Source organism: Clostridium sp. USBA 49, assembly GCF_900167505.1.
Lineage (GTDB): Bacteria > Bacillota > Clostridia > Clostridiales > Clostridiaceae > Clostridium_AT > Clostridium_AT prolinivorans.
Genome location: NZ_FUYD01000002.1, coordinates 136,644 through 153,955, shown reverse-complemented (window position 1 = coordinate 153,955; position 17,312 = coordinate 136,644). Strand labels below are relative to the sequence as shown.

Sequence of the window (17,312 nt, the reverse complement as noted above, 5' to 3'; positions counted from 1 at the left end):
AAAAAAATCAAATAAAGATTTTATAAATGAATTAATATAATAAGTATATTACATTAATTTTTTTAATATCATATAATAAGATTGCTGTTAAGGAGTGTTTTTATGCCTACATCGGCTATATCATATAATATAGAGTTATTATCTGAAGAAAATGTAAAAAAATACGTTTTGCCACACTATAATTTGGAAAATTCTAAAGTTACACAAATAAAATTTAAAGATACAGAAAAACAAAGAGCCGTTTATAAAGTTACACAAAATAATTATAATTATTGCTTAAAAAAGATATATTTTTCTATGGAAGATCTTCTTTTTGTATATTCAGCTATAGAATGGCTTTATAGATATGAAATTAAAGTACCTAAAATTTTACCAACTAAAGATAATAATAGATTTGTAAACTATGAAAATATGCTTTTTATTCTTACTCCATGGATTGAGGGAGAAAAATGTGACTATGATAATATTCAAAATGTACTTAATGCTAGTATAAATTTAGCAAAAATACATAAAAATACAATCTATTTTAAACCTATAAAAGGTAGCAGCAGCAGAACTGGATTTGAAGACTTATATGATTCTTTATATAAACACTTTCAACAACTGCTTATATGCTCTAATCTTGCTTTTAAATATGGAGACAAGTTTTCTAAAATGTTTTTACAATACTTTGATTTTAATATAATTTTAGCTCAAACTGCTGTTAATATTTCTTCTACTATAAATAATAATAATCTAAATAAAACACTTTGTCATCTTGATTATGTAAATAAAAATATAATATTTGATAAATATGGAGATTTATGGACTATAGATTTTGATAAGTGTAAAATAGATTATAGAGTTCATGATATATCATATTTTCTTAGAAGATTATTAAAAAGGGAAAATACAAAATGGAACATAGATTTAACAATAAATTGCTTAAATTTATATGAAGATTTTTATCCTTTAACTTTAGATGAATATAAATTTATTCTTGCTTATTTAGCTTTTCCTCAAAAATTTTGGAAAATATCTAGAGATTATTATAATAATATAAACAAATGTAATAAAAATTCTTTTGTTACTTTATTAAACAAAACATGTTTAAAATCAGATTATCAGCTTCAGTTTGTTGAAAATTTTATTCATTATATAGAAGAAAAATTTCATGTAACATTAAAATAAATTTAAATAAAATAAATCACTAGAAAATCTAGTGATTTATTTTATTTAAATTTATTTTCTTGGATTTTTAACTTGTGCCTGAGCAGCTGCAAGTCTAGCTACAGGTACTCTAAATGGTGAACATGATACATAGTTTAATCCTACATTATGACAGAATTCAACTGAAGATGGATCTCCACCATGCTCTCCACAGATACCTAATTTAATATCTGGTCTAGTAGCCCTTCCTTTATTAGCAGCCATTTCAACAAGCTGGCCAACACCTGTTTGATCTAATTTTGCAAATGGATCAAATTCGTATATCTTTTTATCATAATAATCATTTAAGAATTTAGCAGCATCATCTCTTGAAAATCCAAATGTCATTTGAGTTAAATCATTTGTTCCAAATGAGAAGAATTCAGCCTCTTTAGCTATTTCATCAGCAGTTAAAGCAGCTCTTGGTATTTCTATCATAGTACCTACCATGTACTTCATATCAATACCTTTTTCTTTTATTATAGCATCTGCAGTTTTTACAACTATATCTTTAACGTACTTTAATTCTTTAATTTCTCCAACAAGAGGAATCATTATTTCAGGAACTATATCGTATCCCTTTCTAGTTCTAACATCAATAGCAGCTTCAATAACAGCTCTTGTCTGCATTTCTGCTATTTCTGGATAAGATACTGCCAATCTACATCCTCTATGTCCCATCATTGGATTAAATTCATGTAAAGATTCAACTGTGGATTTTAAATCTTCAAAAGTTAACCCCATTTCCTTAGCTAATTCTCTTATTTCATCATCTTCATGAGGTAAGAATTCATGTAGTGGTGGATCTAAAAATCTAATAGTAACTGGCCTTCCCTCCATAGCTTCATAAAGACCTATAAAGTCTTCTCTCTGCATTGGAAGTAATTTTTCAAGTGCTTTTCTTCTTTGTTCTTCATTTTTAGATACTATCATTTCTCTCATAGCTGGAATTCTATCTTCATCGAAGAACATATGTTCAGTTCTGCAAAGTCCTATACCTTCTGCTCCAAATTTAACAGCTTGCTTAGCATCTCTTGGAGTGTCAGCATTTGTTCTAACTTTTAATTTTCTTATTTCATCAGCCCAAGCCATAAAAGTTCCAAAATATCCAGTTATTTCTGGTTCAACAGTTTTTATTGCTTGACCATACACATTACCAGTGCTTCCATCTATTGATAAATAATCATTTGAAGTTAAAGTTAAGCCATCAACTTCAATAGTTCTAGCTTCTTCATTTACCTTTATATCTCCGCATCCAGCAACACAGCATGCTCCCATACCTCTAGCAACAACTGCAGCATGTGAAGTCATTCCACCTCTTACAGTTAAAATACCTTCAGCAGCAACCATACCTTCGATATCTTCTGGAGAAGTTTCAAGTCTTACTAAAACAACTTTTTCTCCTTTTTCTGCTCTTTCTTTAGCTTCTTCAGCGCTAAAAGCTATTTTACCACAAGCAGCTCCTGGTGATGCTGGAAGACCTTTAGCTATAACTTTAGCATTTTTTAATTCATTAGCATCAAAAGCTGGATGTAATAATGAATCTAATTGTTTTGGTTCAACCTTAAGTATAGCTTCTTCCTTAGTTAACATTCCTTCTTCAACTAAATCAACAGCAATCTTTAATGCAGCTTGAGCAGTTCTCTTACCGTTTCTAGTTTGTAAGAAGTAAAGTTTTCCATCCTCTATTGTAAATTCCATATCTTGCATGTCTTTGTAATGTTTTTCAAGTTTATTAACAATCTCTATAAATTGATTATAAACTTCAGGCATATCTTGTTCAAGTTTACTTATTGGAGATGGAGTTCTTATACCAGCAACAACATCTTCTCCTTGAGCATTCATAAGATATTCAGCAAATATTTTCTTTTCTCCAGTAGATGGGTTTCTTGAAAAAGCAACTCCAGTACCTGAATTATCTCCTTTATTACCAAATACCATTGATTGAACGTTAACAGCTGTTCCCCAGCTTGATGGTATATCATTCATTCTTCTATAAACAATAGCTCTTGGATTATCCCAAGATCTAAATACAGCAGTAACTGCTTCAATTAATTGAGTCTTTGGATCTGATGGGAAATCTTCTCCTTTTTCTTTTTTGTAATAAGCTTTAAACCTTTTAACAACTTCTTTTAAATCGTTAGCATCAAGTTCAGTATCTAGCTTAACACCTTTAGCTTCTTTAATTTCATCTAATATATTTTCAAAGTTTCTCTTTTCAACTCCCATAACAACATCAGCAAACATTTGAATAAATCTTCTATAGGAATCATAAGCAAATCTTTCATTTCCTGTTAATTTAGCTAAAGCTTCAACAGTTTCATCATTTAAACCAAGATTAAGAATAGTATCCATCATTCCTGGCATGGATGCTCTAGCTCCAGATCTAACTGATACAAGTAGTGGATTTTCTACACTACCAAATTTTTTACCAGTAATCTCTTCGAGTTTAACCATTGCTTCTTCAATTTGGTCAATTACTTCTTGAGATATTACCTTTCCATCATCATAATACTTATTACAAGCCTCTGTAGTTACAGTAAATCCTTGTGGTACTGGAATCCCTAATAAAGTCATCTCAGCTAGGTTTGCACCTTTTCCTCCAAGGAGTTCTCTCATTGAACCATTACCTTCACTAAAAAGGTAAACATACTTTTTGCTCTGCATGTCTATAACACTCCTTTGTATCGTTTTTATTTATATACTAACGGGTTAAAGTTTCCCGATTAGATCGTATTGTATATGAAATATTTATTTTCGTGTACCTCACTTTTAAGCATGTTGATTTTAATAAATAATTTTTAGAGCTGCTCTAATAACATTTATAACGTTTAATTTATTTGCTAAATAATAGCTAACAGTTATAAATTTATATTTTATTATAATAATTTATTTGTATTTTATCTTAGTGTAAGCTTATCACTATTTATATGCTTTTAGTTTAGTACAACGATATTATAACACTTTAATGAAAAAATTTACATACTACTTTAGTTATTTTTACTTTATTTTAATAAAATATTCCTTTTAAAATATATTTTTCTTTTTATAACTCTTTTTATCATAATAATTTATTATTACTAAGTTATATATTTTTTATAATACTTTTTATATTTTACCTAACTTTGAATAAGATTTCAATAAAAATTTTATTATAAATATATTAAAGTATTTTAAATAATTTTAAAGCCAGCAATAATTGCTGGCTTTAAAATTATATGTCCTTGTCTTCATTAAATTTCACTGTATAAGTATATACTGTTTCATCTTTTGAATCTTCATTTCTTTTATTATTAAATTTATCTTTTACATCTGAAGCTAAGTCGTTAACTTTTTCTTTTACATCTTCAACTGTAGATTTTATTATTTTATTAATTATTTCTACTGATCCATCTTCTTTAGTTAATTCTATAGTTAAGTTAGTAACTACTGCTCCTATAACTCCTATTGCTATAAGAGGTGCCCATACTGCATATGCAACTATTCCTACCGCAATCCCAGCATTTACAGGTACATCAACCAAGATTTTACCATCTTTTTTTACTTTTATTCTTGTTATATTTCCCTTTTTTATAATATCTTTTATCCAAGCTAAGAATTCATCTTTAGTTGTGTAAATACTATCCATTGCACTTTTTTTATTTTCTTCAATATAAATAATAGCATCAACTACATTTCCTTCAGAAGCTTCTAAAGCTTCCTTTGCCTTAGCATAACTTACGCCTGTTCTTTCTCTAACTACATCTATTTTTTCTAATGTAATTTCGACCATTTTAATCATCTCCTTTTAATATTTTAAAAGTTTCTAAACTATTAGGTTTTTTACCAAATATATCTTCAATTATAATTGATAACAATTTGTATAGTTCGTCTTTATTCTCTTTAGTTAAAATAAGTTTATATATATTAGCTAAAGATGCTTTTGATAAATATCTTAATAAATTATACGTAGAATAGCTAATAAAGAATCCATTATCCTTATTGCATTTTTCACAAACTCCACCTAAAAATTTTAAGTCTATAAAATTACTTTTTTTTATGTGTTCTTTGCAAATAACACAATTGTCTAAATTTAAATTATATCCAGAATATGATATTAGTTTTAATTCAAAAGCTCTCATAAGAAGATCATAATCAACTGCTTTATTTTCCATTAAATAAAATACAGTTATAAAATCTTTAAAAAGTTCCCTATTACTCTCTTCTTCAACCATTGCTATATCTATTAATTCACATAAATAAGATGCATAAGTTAAGCTATATAAGTCTTTTAGCAATATTTGAAATGAATCTATAATTTCTCCTTCATTTAATGTATATAAATTTTTACCTTTAAATAACACAAAATCCCCATAACAAAATGGCAAACTTAAAGATAAAAATTTACTTTTACTTTTTTTAGCTCCTTTAGCGATAACTGAAATTTTACCTAATTTTTCAGTAAATAACCATATAATTTTATCGGATTCTTTAAAATCTAAAGTTTTAATAACTATTGCTTTACTTTTAAAAATTGACAGAACATCATCTCCTAAATATATTATATCCATATAGTATAAATTATTTCAATTATCTAATAAATCGTATTATGTAATTTTTAGTTGTTATTTATATCCTAATTCTCGTAGGATAGAAGAATTATCTCTCCATTCTTTTTTTACTTTTACCCAAAGCTTTAAAAATACTTTTTCTCCTAAAAATTTTTCTGCATCTATTCTAGCATAAGTTGAAATTTTTTTTAACATTTCTCCTCCTTTGCCAATTATAATTCCTTTATGGGAATCTTTTTCACATAATATTGTAGCTTCAATATTGTATATATTTTTTTCATTCTTTTTCATTGTAATTATTTCCACTGCTATTCCATGAGGTATTTCTTGAGATAAAAATCTTAATGCTTTTTCTCTTATTATTTCTGAAATTATAAATCTTTCATGGACATCAGTTATCATATCATCTGGATAATATTTAGGTCCTTCAGGAAGATAATTAACCATTAAATTTAAAAGTGTGTCAGTATTTGTACCTTTAATTGCAGATATAGGTATAACTTCTGTAAAATTAAAATATTCCGAATAATTTTTTATAGTTTTTGCTACTCTTTCCTTAGTATTTTCATCAATTTTATTTAAAACTAAAAATATAGGTTTATTAAACTTTTTTAATTGTTCAAGTATGTATTTATCTCCTCTTCCTATTTCAACTTCAGGTGTAGTTAAAAAAAGCACTTCATCTACTTCATTTATACTTTCCTCTGCTATCTTTACCATATATTCCCCAAGCTTATGTCTTGGCTTATGGATACCTGGAGTATCTACAAATACAATTTGAAAATTTTCCTCTGTAAGAATAGCTTGTATATTATTCCTAGTAGTTTGAGGCTTATTAGATACTATAGAAAGTTTTTCTCCCATTATATGATTAAGCAATGTAGATTTACCAACATTTGGTCTTCCAATAATTGTTACGAATCCTGATTTAAACATTATTTATATGCACTCCTTAAATTTTCTTAAGCTTTTTATTATTTTAAATTTTTTTGTAATGAAACTACTTTTATGTAATAATCATACCATTATTTTTTAATATTTTAAATTTATTTATACAAATATTTATCCAAAAATATTAAAAAGTAATATTGTTATTAAAGTACCAAATATAGCACCAACTAAAACTTCAAAAATAGAATGTATATGAGAGTCTACTCTGCTTTGAGCTACTATAACAGCTAAAAGATAACTTAAAAAAACAGCCAAAGGCTTATCATCTACTATTAAAGCAATTGTAGTTGCAATACAAAATGCAATTGCACTATGTCCACTTGGCATTCCTCCCCTAAGAGGAGTACCTTCTCCAAATATTGCTTTAACTATTAAAGTAAGTATACAAACTATTACCAAAATACTAAATGTTATATATGGATCTGATTGCTTAACTTTTTTCATTACCCCTAAAGTAACTGTGCTTAATTTATCCCAAAATAATATATATCCTACTGCAACAGCATTTATTGCTGTAATAAGTACTGCTCCTGCCGCAGTATTTTTTGCTATTTTAGCTAAAGGATGATAATAATTAGCAGCTACATCTATAGTACATTCTATAGCTGTATTGAACATTTCTGATGCAATAACCATAGTTATTGTAATAGTTACAATTAAAATTTCTGTTTTACTTAAATCATAAAAAAAACATGCAGTCAATATTATAAGTGCTGCAATCATGTGAATTCTCATATTTCTTTGTGTTCTTACTGCATGTATAATTCCATCTATAGCATAATTAAAACTATCTATAAGTTTTCTTATTTTCATATAGAAACTCCTTTTTATGTTCAATTATTATTGCATACTTCTATTAATATTAAATTTTTTTAATATTTCTTCTTCTCTTTCTCTCATAATAATTTTTTCTTTTTCTTCCATATGATCATATCCTAATAAATGTAAAATAGAATGTACTGTTAAATAGCATACTTCCCTTAATAAAGAATGACCGTACTCTTCACTTTGAGCTTTTGCTTTTTCAAGTGAAATTGCAATATCTCCAATAACTAATCTACCTTCATCATAAAAACTATCATCAAATTTATAATTTGTATATATATCTTTATAAACCATTCCATCTGGATATTCTATCATAGGAAAAGATAAAACATCTGTTTCTTTATTAATATTTCTATATTCATTATTTAATTCTTTTATTTTTTCATTATCAATAAATATTATACTAACTTCATAATCAATATCTAATTTTTCTTCTTTTAAAGTGTAATCTACTATTTGATTAAGTATATTTATAATTTCATCATTTAACTCAATTTTATTTTGTCTGTTATCAATATATATCATTTTTATCACCTTTATTATCTATTAGTTTCTTTATTATTATCTACTTTATTATTCTCTACTGGATATTCTATTCTTTGATGATAAATTCCTAAAAGTGTTTTTATAAAAGTTTTCTTAATTAAGTTTAAATCTTTTAAAGTTAAATCACATCCCTCCAACTGTTTTTCTTCAAATTTGCTTTTAAATATATTGTTTACCATTTCCTCTATTTTATATTTGTCAGGTTCACTTATAGATCTTACTGCTGCTTCTACACTATCAGCTAGCATAACTATTCCTGCCTCTTTAGAAAGAGGTATAGGTCCAGGATATTTAAAATTTTCTTCTAAAATTTCTTCTGGATTTTCAGCAGAATTTTTAGCTGTAATATAAAAATATTTAACTAATGATGTTCCATGATGTTGTTCTATTATATCCTGTATTACCTTTGGTATTTTATATTCCTTTGAAAGTTCTAAACCATCTTTTACATGAGATATAATTATTAAAGAGCTAAGATTCGGAGCAATTTTATTATGAGGATTATCAGCTCCAATTTGGTTTTCCTTAAAAAAATAAGGTCTTTTTATTTTCCCTATATCATGATAATACGAAGATACTCTAGCTAAAACAGGATTACCTCCTGCAACTTCTGCACCTGCTTCAGCCAAATTAGCAACTAAAACACTATGATGATAAGTACCAGGAGCTTCCATTAAAAGCTTCTTTAAAAGTGGATTATTAGGATTAGATAATTCTAATAATTTAATTGTCGTAACAATGTCAAAAGTACTTTCAAAGAAAGGAAGAAGTCCTATAACAAGTATTCCTGATAAGCAGCTTCCTAAAAAAGAATATGCTGCTTTTAAAAGCACATCTAAAACATTATTACTTAACAAAAATCCTATTGATAAAGTCCCTAATATATTTATAACAGCTATATATATACAAGAATATAAAACATCATTTCTTTGTTGTAATTTTTGAATAAAAAGAGCTCCAACTATTACATTTAATACAGCTATTACTATAATATCAGCTTCAAAATTAACAGCCGTGCTTATAAATATAATGTTTAATATATTTATAGAAAGTGATGTTTTATGATTTAATAAAAGTGTCATAATCATCGGTGCAAAAACTAAAGGTATTAAAAAAGAAGAAACCATACTAAACACTCTAGCTAACAATACAGAAGTACAGCTTATAATGTTAATTAGTAAAATTTTAGTATAATCTTTATAAATATCATTTTCATATTTATATAAATAATAATTTTGTATAAATAATGTTAATGCTATTATAATTCCTAAACTTATATAAATATACCATTCAGATTTATTGTTTGTATTTAAAAGCCCTAAACTTTGAAGAAGTGCATATTTTTCTTCTGTTACAACTTCACCTTCCATAACTATAACTTGATCCTTTTTAACCATAACCGGTGGAGTTTTATTTATAGCTTCATTTTTCATTTCTTCTGTTTTTTCTTTATCATAAAAAGAATTAGGTTTTATAAGTTTAATTCCAATAGTTGTACCTAAATCTCTTATAGGTTTTGAAAATTTTGAATTATTAAACTCTAATTGTACCATATCTTGAGCTCTTTTTATATTTTCATTATTTACCTCAGTACTAAGTTCTGGATTATATTGTATACCAAAATCGTATATTTTTGATATAATTGAATTCAAAAAATTTTGTAGATTTTTTAATTCATCTTTATTCATTCCTATTAATACTTTAAACTCATCATCAAATAATTCTATATTAGATGACTCAGATAATTCCTTAATTTTTTCATTTTCTCCTTTATCTGAATCTTTTAACATCAAAGCCTTAGAAAATAGAATGTTTATACTATTTAAAGCATTATCTTTTATTTCTGGATTTATAGTATACTGAGGTGGAACAAGCCTTATAGCCTCTTCTATCCTAGCTTTAGTGCTAATTTCATCTTTAATATCCCTTTGTGCTTTAATAGTTGTTTTTGCAATATCTCCCTTTTTAATATCATATGTTTTTGTTATTAAAGCAGTAATTAAAATAAAATATAAAATAAAAAATGTACATAAATATATCAATATATGCTTCAATTTATTATTATTTAAAAATTTTTTTAAATTTAGTGTTCCCACACTAATCCCACCTTTAGTTTATTATTACTTAAATTATAGTGTAAAAGTCTATTATTATAATTTTTCAAAGGATAATTTTTAATTGTTGCTTAATTTTTGAGGATAAGCTATATTTTCTTCTGCAACAACTAAAACACGAATTTTATAATTATCTCCAACTTGTTCTTTAAATGTTTCACTGCTAACTACTTTTATAGACTTATCTAAACTTTCAATAATCTGTGAATATAATTCATCAGCTGTCGATTTGATTACTTCTTCAGGTATTAAAGAAAAATTTACTTCATTAGTTTCATAAAAAATTTCTTTTTTAATAAAACCTTTATTTTCTATTATTTTATCATAAGTTTTAAATTTATTTAAAGTATTTTTTAAATAAATCTTTTTTCCTAAAAATTCTATATATAAATTATTAATTTCTTTTCCTGTTTTCTCTTTTTTAGTTCCTTTCATAGATATTTCTTTTGACTTTTCGTAAAAAGTTCTTGCAATTACTTCTCCTTTTGCGTGTACTTCATATGTATTTCCTTCTCTTCCTTGTTGTCCTTTTACAAGAATTTGTCCAGCCTTAACAATATCTCCACTTTTTACTACGGAAGTTCCTGAAGTAGTATAAATCCAAAGAATTTCTCCATCTTTTTTAGCAACTAAATCACAAGGATCTTCTTCTAAAATGACATTTGGTGGTGGTGTTTTTTCAACTGCATTAACTATAAGTCTTGATCCCTCTATCCTAGCTTTAAAATACATTATATTATCACTATCATTTATAAATTTTTTTTGAATATTATAAACATCAATTTTATCTTTTCTTATTCCAGGGTATATGCCATAAGAAATAAGTTTTTGTCTAATTTCATATGGTGATAAATTATTTTCAGTTTGTATATCAATTTTCCAAATAAAAGTTGAAAGAAAATATATTAATGAAAAAAATAAAAAAAATCCAAAAACTAAAGCAATTCTTTTCCTTAATTTTATAAATAAAAATGAAGTTCCTCTTCTGTTTAATATTTTTATTTTAGTTTTTGTTTTTTTAGCAATATCATCTATAAGTTGAAAATCTTTCAAATTTATATCCATAGACATATTGGTAATACTTTTCTTACGTATATTTTTTATTTGAACTCCATTTCTCCAAAGTAAATTTATAAATTTTTCCGGAATATGGGACTGAATTTCTATTGTTATTATTCCTCTTTTATATTTTTTTAACTTATTATTCATGACCCTCATAAACTACTGATTTAAATTTACCACTTAAAGTTAAAGTATTTCCACCCATAAATAATATCTCAAATCCATTCCCATATATTGTAATTAAACCTACATTTGAATTAATTTTAATTTCTTTTTCTTCAAAAAGAACTACACCTTTATGATTTTCTATTGTTATTTCATTATCACCTGTTATAGCTATCTTTGGTACATTTAAAATTACATCTCTAGGTAAATCAAGTTTTTGAGCTATTGTTTCCTTTGTCTTATTTAGCCTGCTTTCCACACCTTACACCTCTAGATAATACTTTCATACTAAATTTATGAAACAGCAAGCAATTTAATTCCTATATAAATAAAAGTAAGTAAAATAAAAAAAGGTTCAAAGCTGAACCTTTTATATTATCTTTAAAAATATTTTATTTATTTAAATGCTCTCTTACCATTTGACTAACAAGCTTTCCATCGGCTCTTCCTTTAATTTTAGGAGTTAATACTTTCATAACTTTACCCATATCTTTAATGCTATTTGCACCAACTTCAACAGCTGCCTCTTGAATCATAACTAATATTTCTTCTTCAGTTAACTGCTGAGGAAGGTAACTTAACAAAATCTCAATTTCAGCATTTGCTTTATCTATAAGATCTTGCCTATTCCCTTTTTCAAATTCCAGCACAGCTTCACGTCTTTGCTTAATTTCTTTAGCTAAAACTTCGATAACTTGTTCATCATCAAGCTCTATGCCGTCAATTTTTTCTGCTTGCAGCACAGCTGCTTTTGCCATACTTATAGTATTGGCTTTAAATTTATCTTTTGATTTTAAAGCTTGCTTCCAATCTTCTTGCAGTCTTTCTTTAAGAGACATCTATAGTACCTTCTTTCAAAAGAATTCTATTTAAATTTTCTTTTTCTTGCAGCCTCAGACTTTTTCTTTCTTTTAACACTTGGCTTTTCATAATGTTCTCTTTTTCTTACTTCTGAAAGAACTCCAGCCCTAGCACATTTTCTCTTAAATCTTCTTAACGCACTGTCTAATGACTCGTTTTCTCCAACTTTTATTTCTGACATATCTTATCCCTCCCTCCGCTAGCACAATTAATCAATAACAAAAATTAAATGCAGCATCTATGGGCTAAATAGCACATATTTAATTATACAATATACATTTACAAACTGTCAAGAATTTCATTCCAATTAACCTGGAGGCCAATTAAGACTTCTTCCTCCTAAAAGATGAAAATGTACATGAGGAACAGTTTGCCCAGCATCTTTACCGCAATTAGTTACAATTCTATATCCATTTTCGTCAATATTTAATTCTTTTGCAATTTTTTTTGCTATAAAGAATATATGTCCTATAAGTTCTTCATCAGTATTTTTTATATCATTAATACTTGATATATGCTTTTTAGGTATTATTATTAAATGGATTGGTGCCTCTGGATTTATATCCTTAAAGCAAAATACTTTATCGTCCTCATATACTTTATCAGAAGGTATTTTCCCTTCAACAATATTACAAAATATGCAATTATCCATAATCTCACCTCCCTTAAAATTTTAAATTTTTCCTTCTATAAATTCTTCATTTACATCTATAAGCGTTGTTTCAATAATTTTTCCTTTAATATTATTATCGTCAGATTTAGTTATTACCTTTATATAATTTGTCGTATATCCTTCAAAAAAATTTTCTTTTTTACTATAGTGCTGTTCATAAAGCACTTCCATTTTTCTTCCTAAAAATTTATTCATAAATTCTTTTTCTAAATTATTATTTAATAATATAAGTTTATTACTTCTTTCATCTTTTATTTCATTAGGTATTTGCTCTTTCATAGTTGCTGCTCTTGTCCCTATCCTTGGACTAAATTTAAATACATGCATCTTAGATAACTTTATATCTTTTAAAAACTTATAAGTTGTATTAAATTCTTCTTCTGTTTCACCTGGAAAACCTACAATTACATCAGTAGTTATAGATACATCTTTTATAAAGGTCCTTAAATTATCTACCACTTCTTTATATTCTTCAGTTGTATAATGTCTATTCATTCTTTTTAAAGTTTCATTGCAGCCACTTTGAAGTGATAAATGAAAATGAGGACACAATTTTTTTATATTAATTATTCTCTTAATTACTCCTTCACTAAAGAAAGTTGGATCTATTGAACCTATCCTGACTCTTTCTATACCTTCTATATTATCAATTTGTTCAAGTAAATCTAACAAAGTAATATTTTCTTTTAAATCTATTCCATAAGAAGCTGTATGTATACCTGATAAAATTATTTCTTTAAATCCATTATTTGCAAGTTCCTTAACTTCTTCTAAAACTTTTTTAGGATCTTTACTACATACAGCTCCTCTTGCATAAGGTATTAAGCAATAAGAACAAAATCTATTGCATCCATCTTGAATTTTTAAAAAAGCTCTGGTTTTATTTTGATATTCTTCTATCTTAAGCTCCTCAAATGTTTTATTTTTCATAACATCATTTACTTTAATTATTTGTTTTTTCTCATCTTTAGCTCTATTAACCCAATATACAATATCTCCTTTATTTCTCGTACCTAAAACAACATCAACACCTTCTATTTTTGCTACATCATTAGGAGCTATTTGAGAATAGCATCCAACAACAGCAATAATAGAATCGGGATTATGTCTTCTAGCTCTATTTATCATCTGTCTAGATTTTTTATCTCCCATATTTGTTACTGTACAAGTATTTATTACATATACATCTGCAAAATCTTCAAAGGAAACTACATCGTAACCTTCCTTTAAAAATTTTTCTATCATAGCTTCTGATTCATATTGATTTACTCTACATCCTAAAGTAGTAATTGCAACTTTCATTAATTTTTTCCTCCAAATCCTCCTATATCTCCAAACTCATACATAAGTAAAGATATACAAACAAAACCTGCAGTTTCAGTTCTTAAAATTCTTGGTCCTAAAGTTACTATATATGCTCCTAAATTTTTAAATCTTTCTATCTCAAAATTCTCAAAACCACCTTCAGGACCTATTATTACTGCTATATCTTTTATATTTTTATTTGTTTTAAAAACAACGTCTTTTATTCCAAAATTATTTTCATTTTCATACGGAACTATAATTAAATCCATATTTTTTAATTGATTTATAAGCTCTTCAAATTCAATAGGAGTATTAATTAAAGGTATTAAACTTCTTTTACTTTGTTTGCATGCTTCTAGTGCTATCCTATTCCATCTATCTGCTTTTTTAAATTCATTTATTTCATTTTTTACTACAACCCTTTCAGTTATAATAGGGGTAATTTCTTTGACTCCAAGTTCTGTACTTTTTTGTACAATTAAGTCCATTTTACTTGATTTAGGAAGACCTTGATATAAATATATATTTACAGGACTTTCATTATTTATAAAAAGTTCTTCTATTAATTTAACAACTACTTGTTTCTTATTTATTTCAATAATCTCTCCTAAGTATTCCACACCTTCGCAATTATTTATATTTACTTTTTCTCCTGTCTTTAGTCTTAAAACTTTATATATATGTTTTACATCTTCACCTTCAATAAAAGCTGTTTTCCCTATTATTTTATCTTTACTTATGAAAAACTTATGCATATAAATTTCTCCTTATTTATATAGTAGCAACTATACATACCCATTCTCCAAGGGTATTAATTTCAACAATCTTAAATCCAATACTCTTAAGCTTATTAACTACATCATCTTTTCTTTCTTTTATTATTCCTGAAGATATAAAATATCCATTAGGCTTTAAAAATTTTTTTACTTCATCTGAAAGAAAAATTATGACTTCTGCTATTATATTTGCTACAACTATTTCTGCTTTTCCTTCTACAACTTCCATAAGATTCCCTTGCAATATTTCTACATTATTTAAATTATTAAATTTAACATTTGATTTTGCTGAATCAACAGCTACAGGATCCAAATCTACTCCTACTACCTTTTGAGCTCCAAGTTTTGCAGAAGTTATAGCAAGTATGCCAGAACCTGTACCAATATCATAAACTGTTACATCTTTTGTTATATATTTTTCTAAAGCTTCTATACACATTTTAGTTGTTTCATGTGTTCCTGTGCCAAAAGCCATTCCTGGATCCATTTCTACTATAATTTCGTCCTTTTCTTTTTTATATTCTTCCCAAATAGGTTTTATAACAATTTTATTTCCTATTTTTGTAGGCTTATAATATTTTTTCCAATTGTTTGCCCAATCTTCTTCTTTTACTTCCTTTGTAATTATTTTGCCTTCACCTACATTTATGTTCATATCTCTAAGTTCACTTAATTTTTCATTTATATATTTTTCAATTTCATTTATATTTTCCTCTAAACTAAAATATCCTTTTACTACTGCTGCTTCTTTACCATATTCAAATATATTTACATCCGCAAAATCCCAGCTTAAAGGACCTTGGTCTCTATCTAGAATATCTTTGGGATCTTCTATTGCAACACCTTTAACGTCTAATCCATAAAATATACCTGATACAGGTTCTACAGCTTCACTAGTTGTTACAATTTTTATTTCTATCCATTTTCCATTCATATTTATCAATCCCTTCAAAACTTAAAAATAAAATTTTCAATTTATTAAATGTTAATATATAAATCATAATAACTTAAAGTTCATATATTGAAAATATGTACATAAATATTTTTTATAAAATACATTATTTTATTATACCAAATTAAAATTATTATAAACTATTTTATATAAAAATGATATAAAATAAAACTCCGCATAATTTAATTTTAGCGGAGCTTTAAACTTATTTCTTTTTACCTTTTAAAATATCCATAAAAGATTTTTTATTATCTTCATATTCTTCGCCGCTAGCTTCCATAAATGCTTTTAAAGCTTCTCTTTGTCTTTCATTTAAGCTCTTTGGAATATCTACAATTATATTAACATATTGATCTCCCCTACCTGAACTATTTAACCTAGGAACACCTTTGCCCCTTAGTCTAAATATTGTTCCAGGTTGAGTTCCGGCTGGAACATCATATTTTACTTCACCATCAACAGTTGGAACCTTTAATTCACATCCCAAAGCAGCCTTAGCAAAACTTATATGACTATCTATATATATATCAAAGCCTTTTCTTTTAAATATAGGATGAGAAGCCACTCTTATATTAACATATAAATCTCCTGGAGGTCCTCCATTTGCACCATGTTCTCCATGTCCTCTAAGCGGTATTACATTACCATTATCTACACCGGCAGGTACATTAATTTTAATTTTTCTATGTTTTCTTTCTTTACCAGTTCCTCTACAATTACTACATGGTTCAGTAATAATTGTTCCTTTACCTGCACATTTATCACATGTATTAACACTTACAAAACTTCCTAGTGGAGTATTTCTTTGAACTCTAATTTGTCCTGTACCTCCGCATTTATCACATGTTTTAGGAGATGTCCCAGGCTTTGCACCGCTTCCTCCGCAAGTTTCACATCTTTCATATCTATTTATAGCTATTTCTTTTTCTGCTCCAAATACAGCTTCTTCAAAAGTTAGATTTAAAGTATATTCTATATCAGCCCCTCTTTCAGGTCCGTTTTTCCTTCTTGAAGAACCAAATCCACCACCAAAAAAGCTTTCAAATATATCTCCAAAACCACCTATATCAGAAAAGTCAAATCCACCAAAACCGCCTTCAAATCCACTTCCATTAAAATCAGCAGTACCAAATTGATCATATTTAGCTCTTTTATCAGGATCTGATAAAACTTGATATGCTTCATTTATTTCTTTAAATTTTTCTTCAGCCTCTTTATTTCCTCTATTCTTATCAGGATGATATTTAATTGCTAGCTTTCTAAATGCCTTTTTAATTTCATCATCACTTGCACCTTTTTGAAGTCCAAGAATCTCGTAATAATCCTTTTTCGCCATCCCGTTTC

Annotated in this window: 17 protein-coding genes; 1 reads left to right on the top strand and 16 read right to left on the bottom strand. The window is 26.7% G+C overall.

Features of this window, described 5'->3' with window-relative positions; genetic code table 11:
• Nucleotides 1-102 precede the first annotated feature (102 nt).
• Nucleotides 103-1,170 (top strand): CotS family spore coat protein, encoded by a 1,068-nt coding sequence (locus B5D11_RS02635; RefSeq protein ID WP_078681499.1) that lies wholly within the window; start codon nucleotides 103-105, stop codon nucleotides 1,168-1,170.
• Nucleotides 1,171-1,221: 51 nt separating this feature from the next.
• Here the strand turns inward: B5D11_RS02635 and ppdK are convergent, their stop codons facing one another.
• The 16 genes from ppdK to dnaJ all read right to left on the bottom strand — a co-directional run bounded on the left by ppdK (nucleotide 1,222) and on the right by dnaJ (nucleotide 17,304).
• The gene (ppdK, locus tag B5D11_RS02630) at nucleotides 1,222-3,855 is read right to left on the bottom strand and encodes a pyruvate, phosphate dikinase (protein WP_078681498.1); all 2,634 of its coding nucleotides are present in this window, start codon (nucleotides 3,853-3,855) and stop codon (nucleotides 1,222-1,224) included.
• 547 nt (nucleotides 3,856-4,402) lie between these two features.
• A complete protein-coding gene (locus tag B5D11_RS02625; RefSeq protein WP_078681497.1) occupies nucleotides 4,403-4,960 on the bottom strand; it encodes a DUF4342 domain-containing protein in 558 nt (185 codons plus the stop codon).
• Between the two features lies 1 nt (nucleotide 4,961).
• Nucleotides 4,962-5,738, bottom strand: a complete 777-nt coding sequence (gene recO, locus B5D11_RS02620; protein WP_078681496.1) for a DNA repair protein RecO — start codon at nucleotides 5,736-5,738, stop codon at nucleotides 4,962-4,964.
• 54 nt (nucleotides 5,739-5,792) lie between these two features.
• Nucleotides 5,793-6,674: a GTPase Era gene (era, locus tag B5D11_RS02615; RefSeq protein ID WP_078681495.1), complete on the bottom strand. Its 882-nt coding sequence runs from the start codon at nucleotides 6,672-6,674 to the stop codon at nucleotides 5,793-5,795.
• A gap of 126 nt (nucleotides 6,675-6,800) precedes the next feature.
• A complete protein-coding gene (locus tag B5D11_RS02610; protein WP_078681494.1) occupies nucleotides 6,801-7,502 on the bottom strand; it encodes a diacylglycerol kinase in 702 nt (233 codons plus the stop codon).
• Nucleotides 7,503-7,529: 27 nt separating this feature from the next.
• The gene (gene ybeY / locus B5D11_RS02605; RefSeq protein ID WP_078681493.1) at nucleotides 7,530-8,039 is read right to left on the bottom strand and encodes an rRNA maturation RNase YbeY; all 510 of its coding nucleotides are present in this window, start codon (nucleotides 8,037-8,039) and stop codon (nucleotides 7,530-7,532) included.
• A 14-nt stretch (nucleotides 8,040-8,053) separates the two neighbouring features.
• Nucleotides 8,054-10,156: an HD family phosphohydrolase gene (locus B5D11_RS02600; RefSeq protein WP_078681492.1), complete on the bottom strand. Its 2,103-nt coding sequence runs from the start codon at nucleotides 10,154-10,156 to the stop codon at nucleotides 8,054-8,056.
• A gap of 78 nt (nucleotides 10,157-10,234) precedes the next feature.
• Complete coding sequence (gene yqfD / locus B5D11_RS02595; protein WP_228201959.1) at nucleotides 10,235-11,383, bottom strand: sporulation protein YqfD; 1,149 nt, start codon at nucleotides 11,381-11,383, stop codon at nucleotides 10,235-10,237.
• Entirely contained in the window at nucleotides 11,376-11,660 is a 285-nt protein-coding gene (gene yqfC / locus B5D11_RS02590; RefSeq protein ID WP_078681490.1) for a sporulation protein YqfC, read from the bottom strand. The genes yqfD and yqfC overlap by 8 nt, the downstream gene beginning before the upstream one ends.
• 133 nt (nucleotides 11,661-11,793) lie before the next feature.
• Nucleotides 11,794-12,240 carry a GatB/YqeY domain-containing protein gene (locus B5D11_RS02585; RefSeq protein ID WP_078681489.1) on the bottom strand — a complete coding sequence of 149 codons (447 nt, stop codon included), beginning with the start codon at nucleotides 12,238-12,240 and terminating at the stop codon, nucleotides 11,794-11,796.
• Between the two features lie 26 nt (nucleotides 12,241-12,266).
• Nucleotides 12,267-12,443 (bottom strand): 30S ribosomal protein S21, encoded by a 177-nt coding sequence (gene rpsU, locus B5D11_RS02580; protein ID WP_078681488.1) that lies wholly within the window; start codon nucleotides 12,441-12,443, stop codon nucleotides 12,267-12,269.
• Nucleotides 12,444-12,569: 126 nt separating this feature from the next.
• Nucleotides 12,570-12,914: a histidine triad nucleotide-binding protein gene (locus B5D11_RS02575; RefSeq protein ID WP_078681487.1), complete on the bottom strand. Its 345-nt coding sequence runs from the start codon at nucleotides 12,912-12,914 to the stop codon at nucleotides 12,570-12,572.
• 21 nt (nucleotides 12,915-12,935) lie between these two features.
• A complete protein-coding gene (mtaB, locus tag B5D11_RS02570) occupies nucleotides 12,936-14,237 on the bottom strand; it encodes a tRNA (N(6)-L-threonylcarbamoyladenosine(37)-C(2))-methylthiotransferase MtaB (protein ID WP_078681486.1) in 1,302 nt (433 codons plus the stop codon).
• Nucleotides 14,237-14,995 carry a 16S rRNA (uracil(1498)-N(3))-methyltransferase gene (locus B5D11_RS02565; protein ID WP_078681485.1) on the bottom strand — a complete coding sequence of 253 codons (759 nt, stop codon included), beginning with the start codon at nucleotides 14,993-14,995 and terminating at the stop codon, nucleotides 14,237-14,239. The genes mtaB and B5D11_RS02565 overlap by 1 nt, the downstream gene beginning before the upstream one ends.
• Nucleotides 14,996-15,011: 16 nt before the next feature.
• Entirely contained in the window at nucleotides 15,012-15,950 is a 939-nt protein-coding gene (prmA, locus tag B5D11_RS02560; protein WP_078681484.1) for a 50S ribosomal protein L11 methyltransferase, read from the bottom strand.
• A 223-nt stretch (nucleotides 15,951-16,173) separates the two neighbouring features.
• On the bottom strand, nucleotides 16,174-17,304 hold the full coding sequence (gene dnaJ / locus B5D11_RS02555; protein ID WP_078681483.1) for a molecular chaperone DnaJ: 1,131 nt from the start codon (nucleotides 17,302-17,304) through the stop codon (nucleotides 16,174-16,176).
• Nucleotides 17,305-17,312 lie beyond the last annotated feature (8 nt).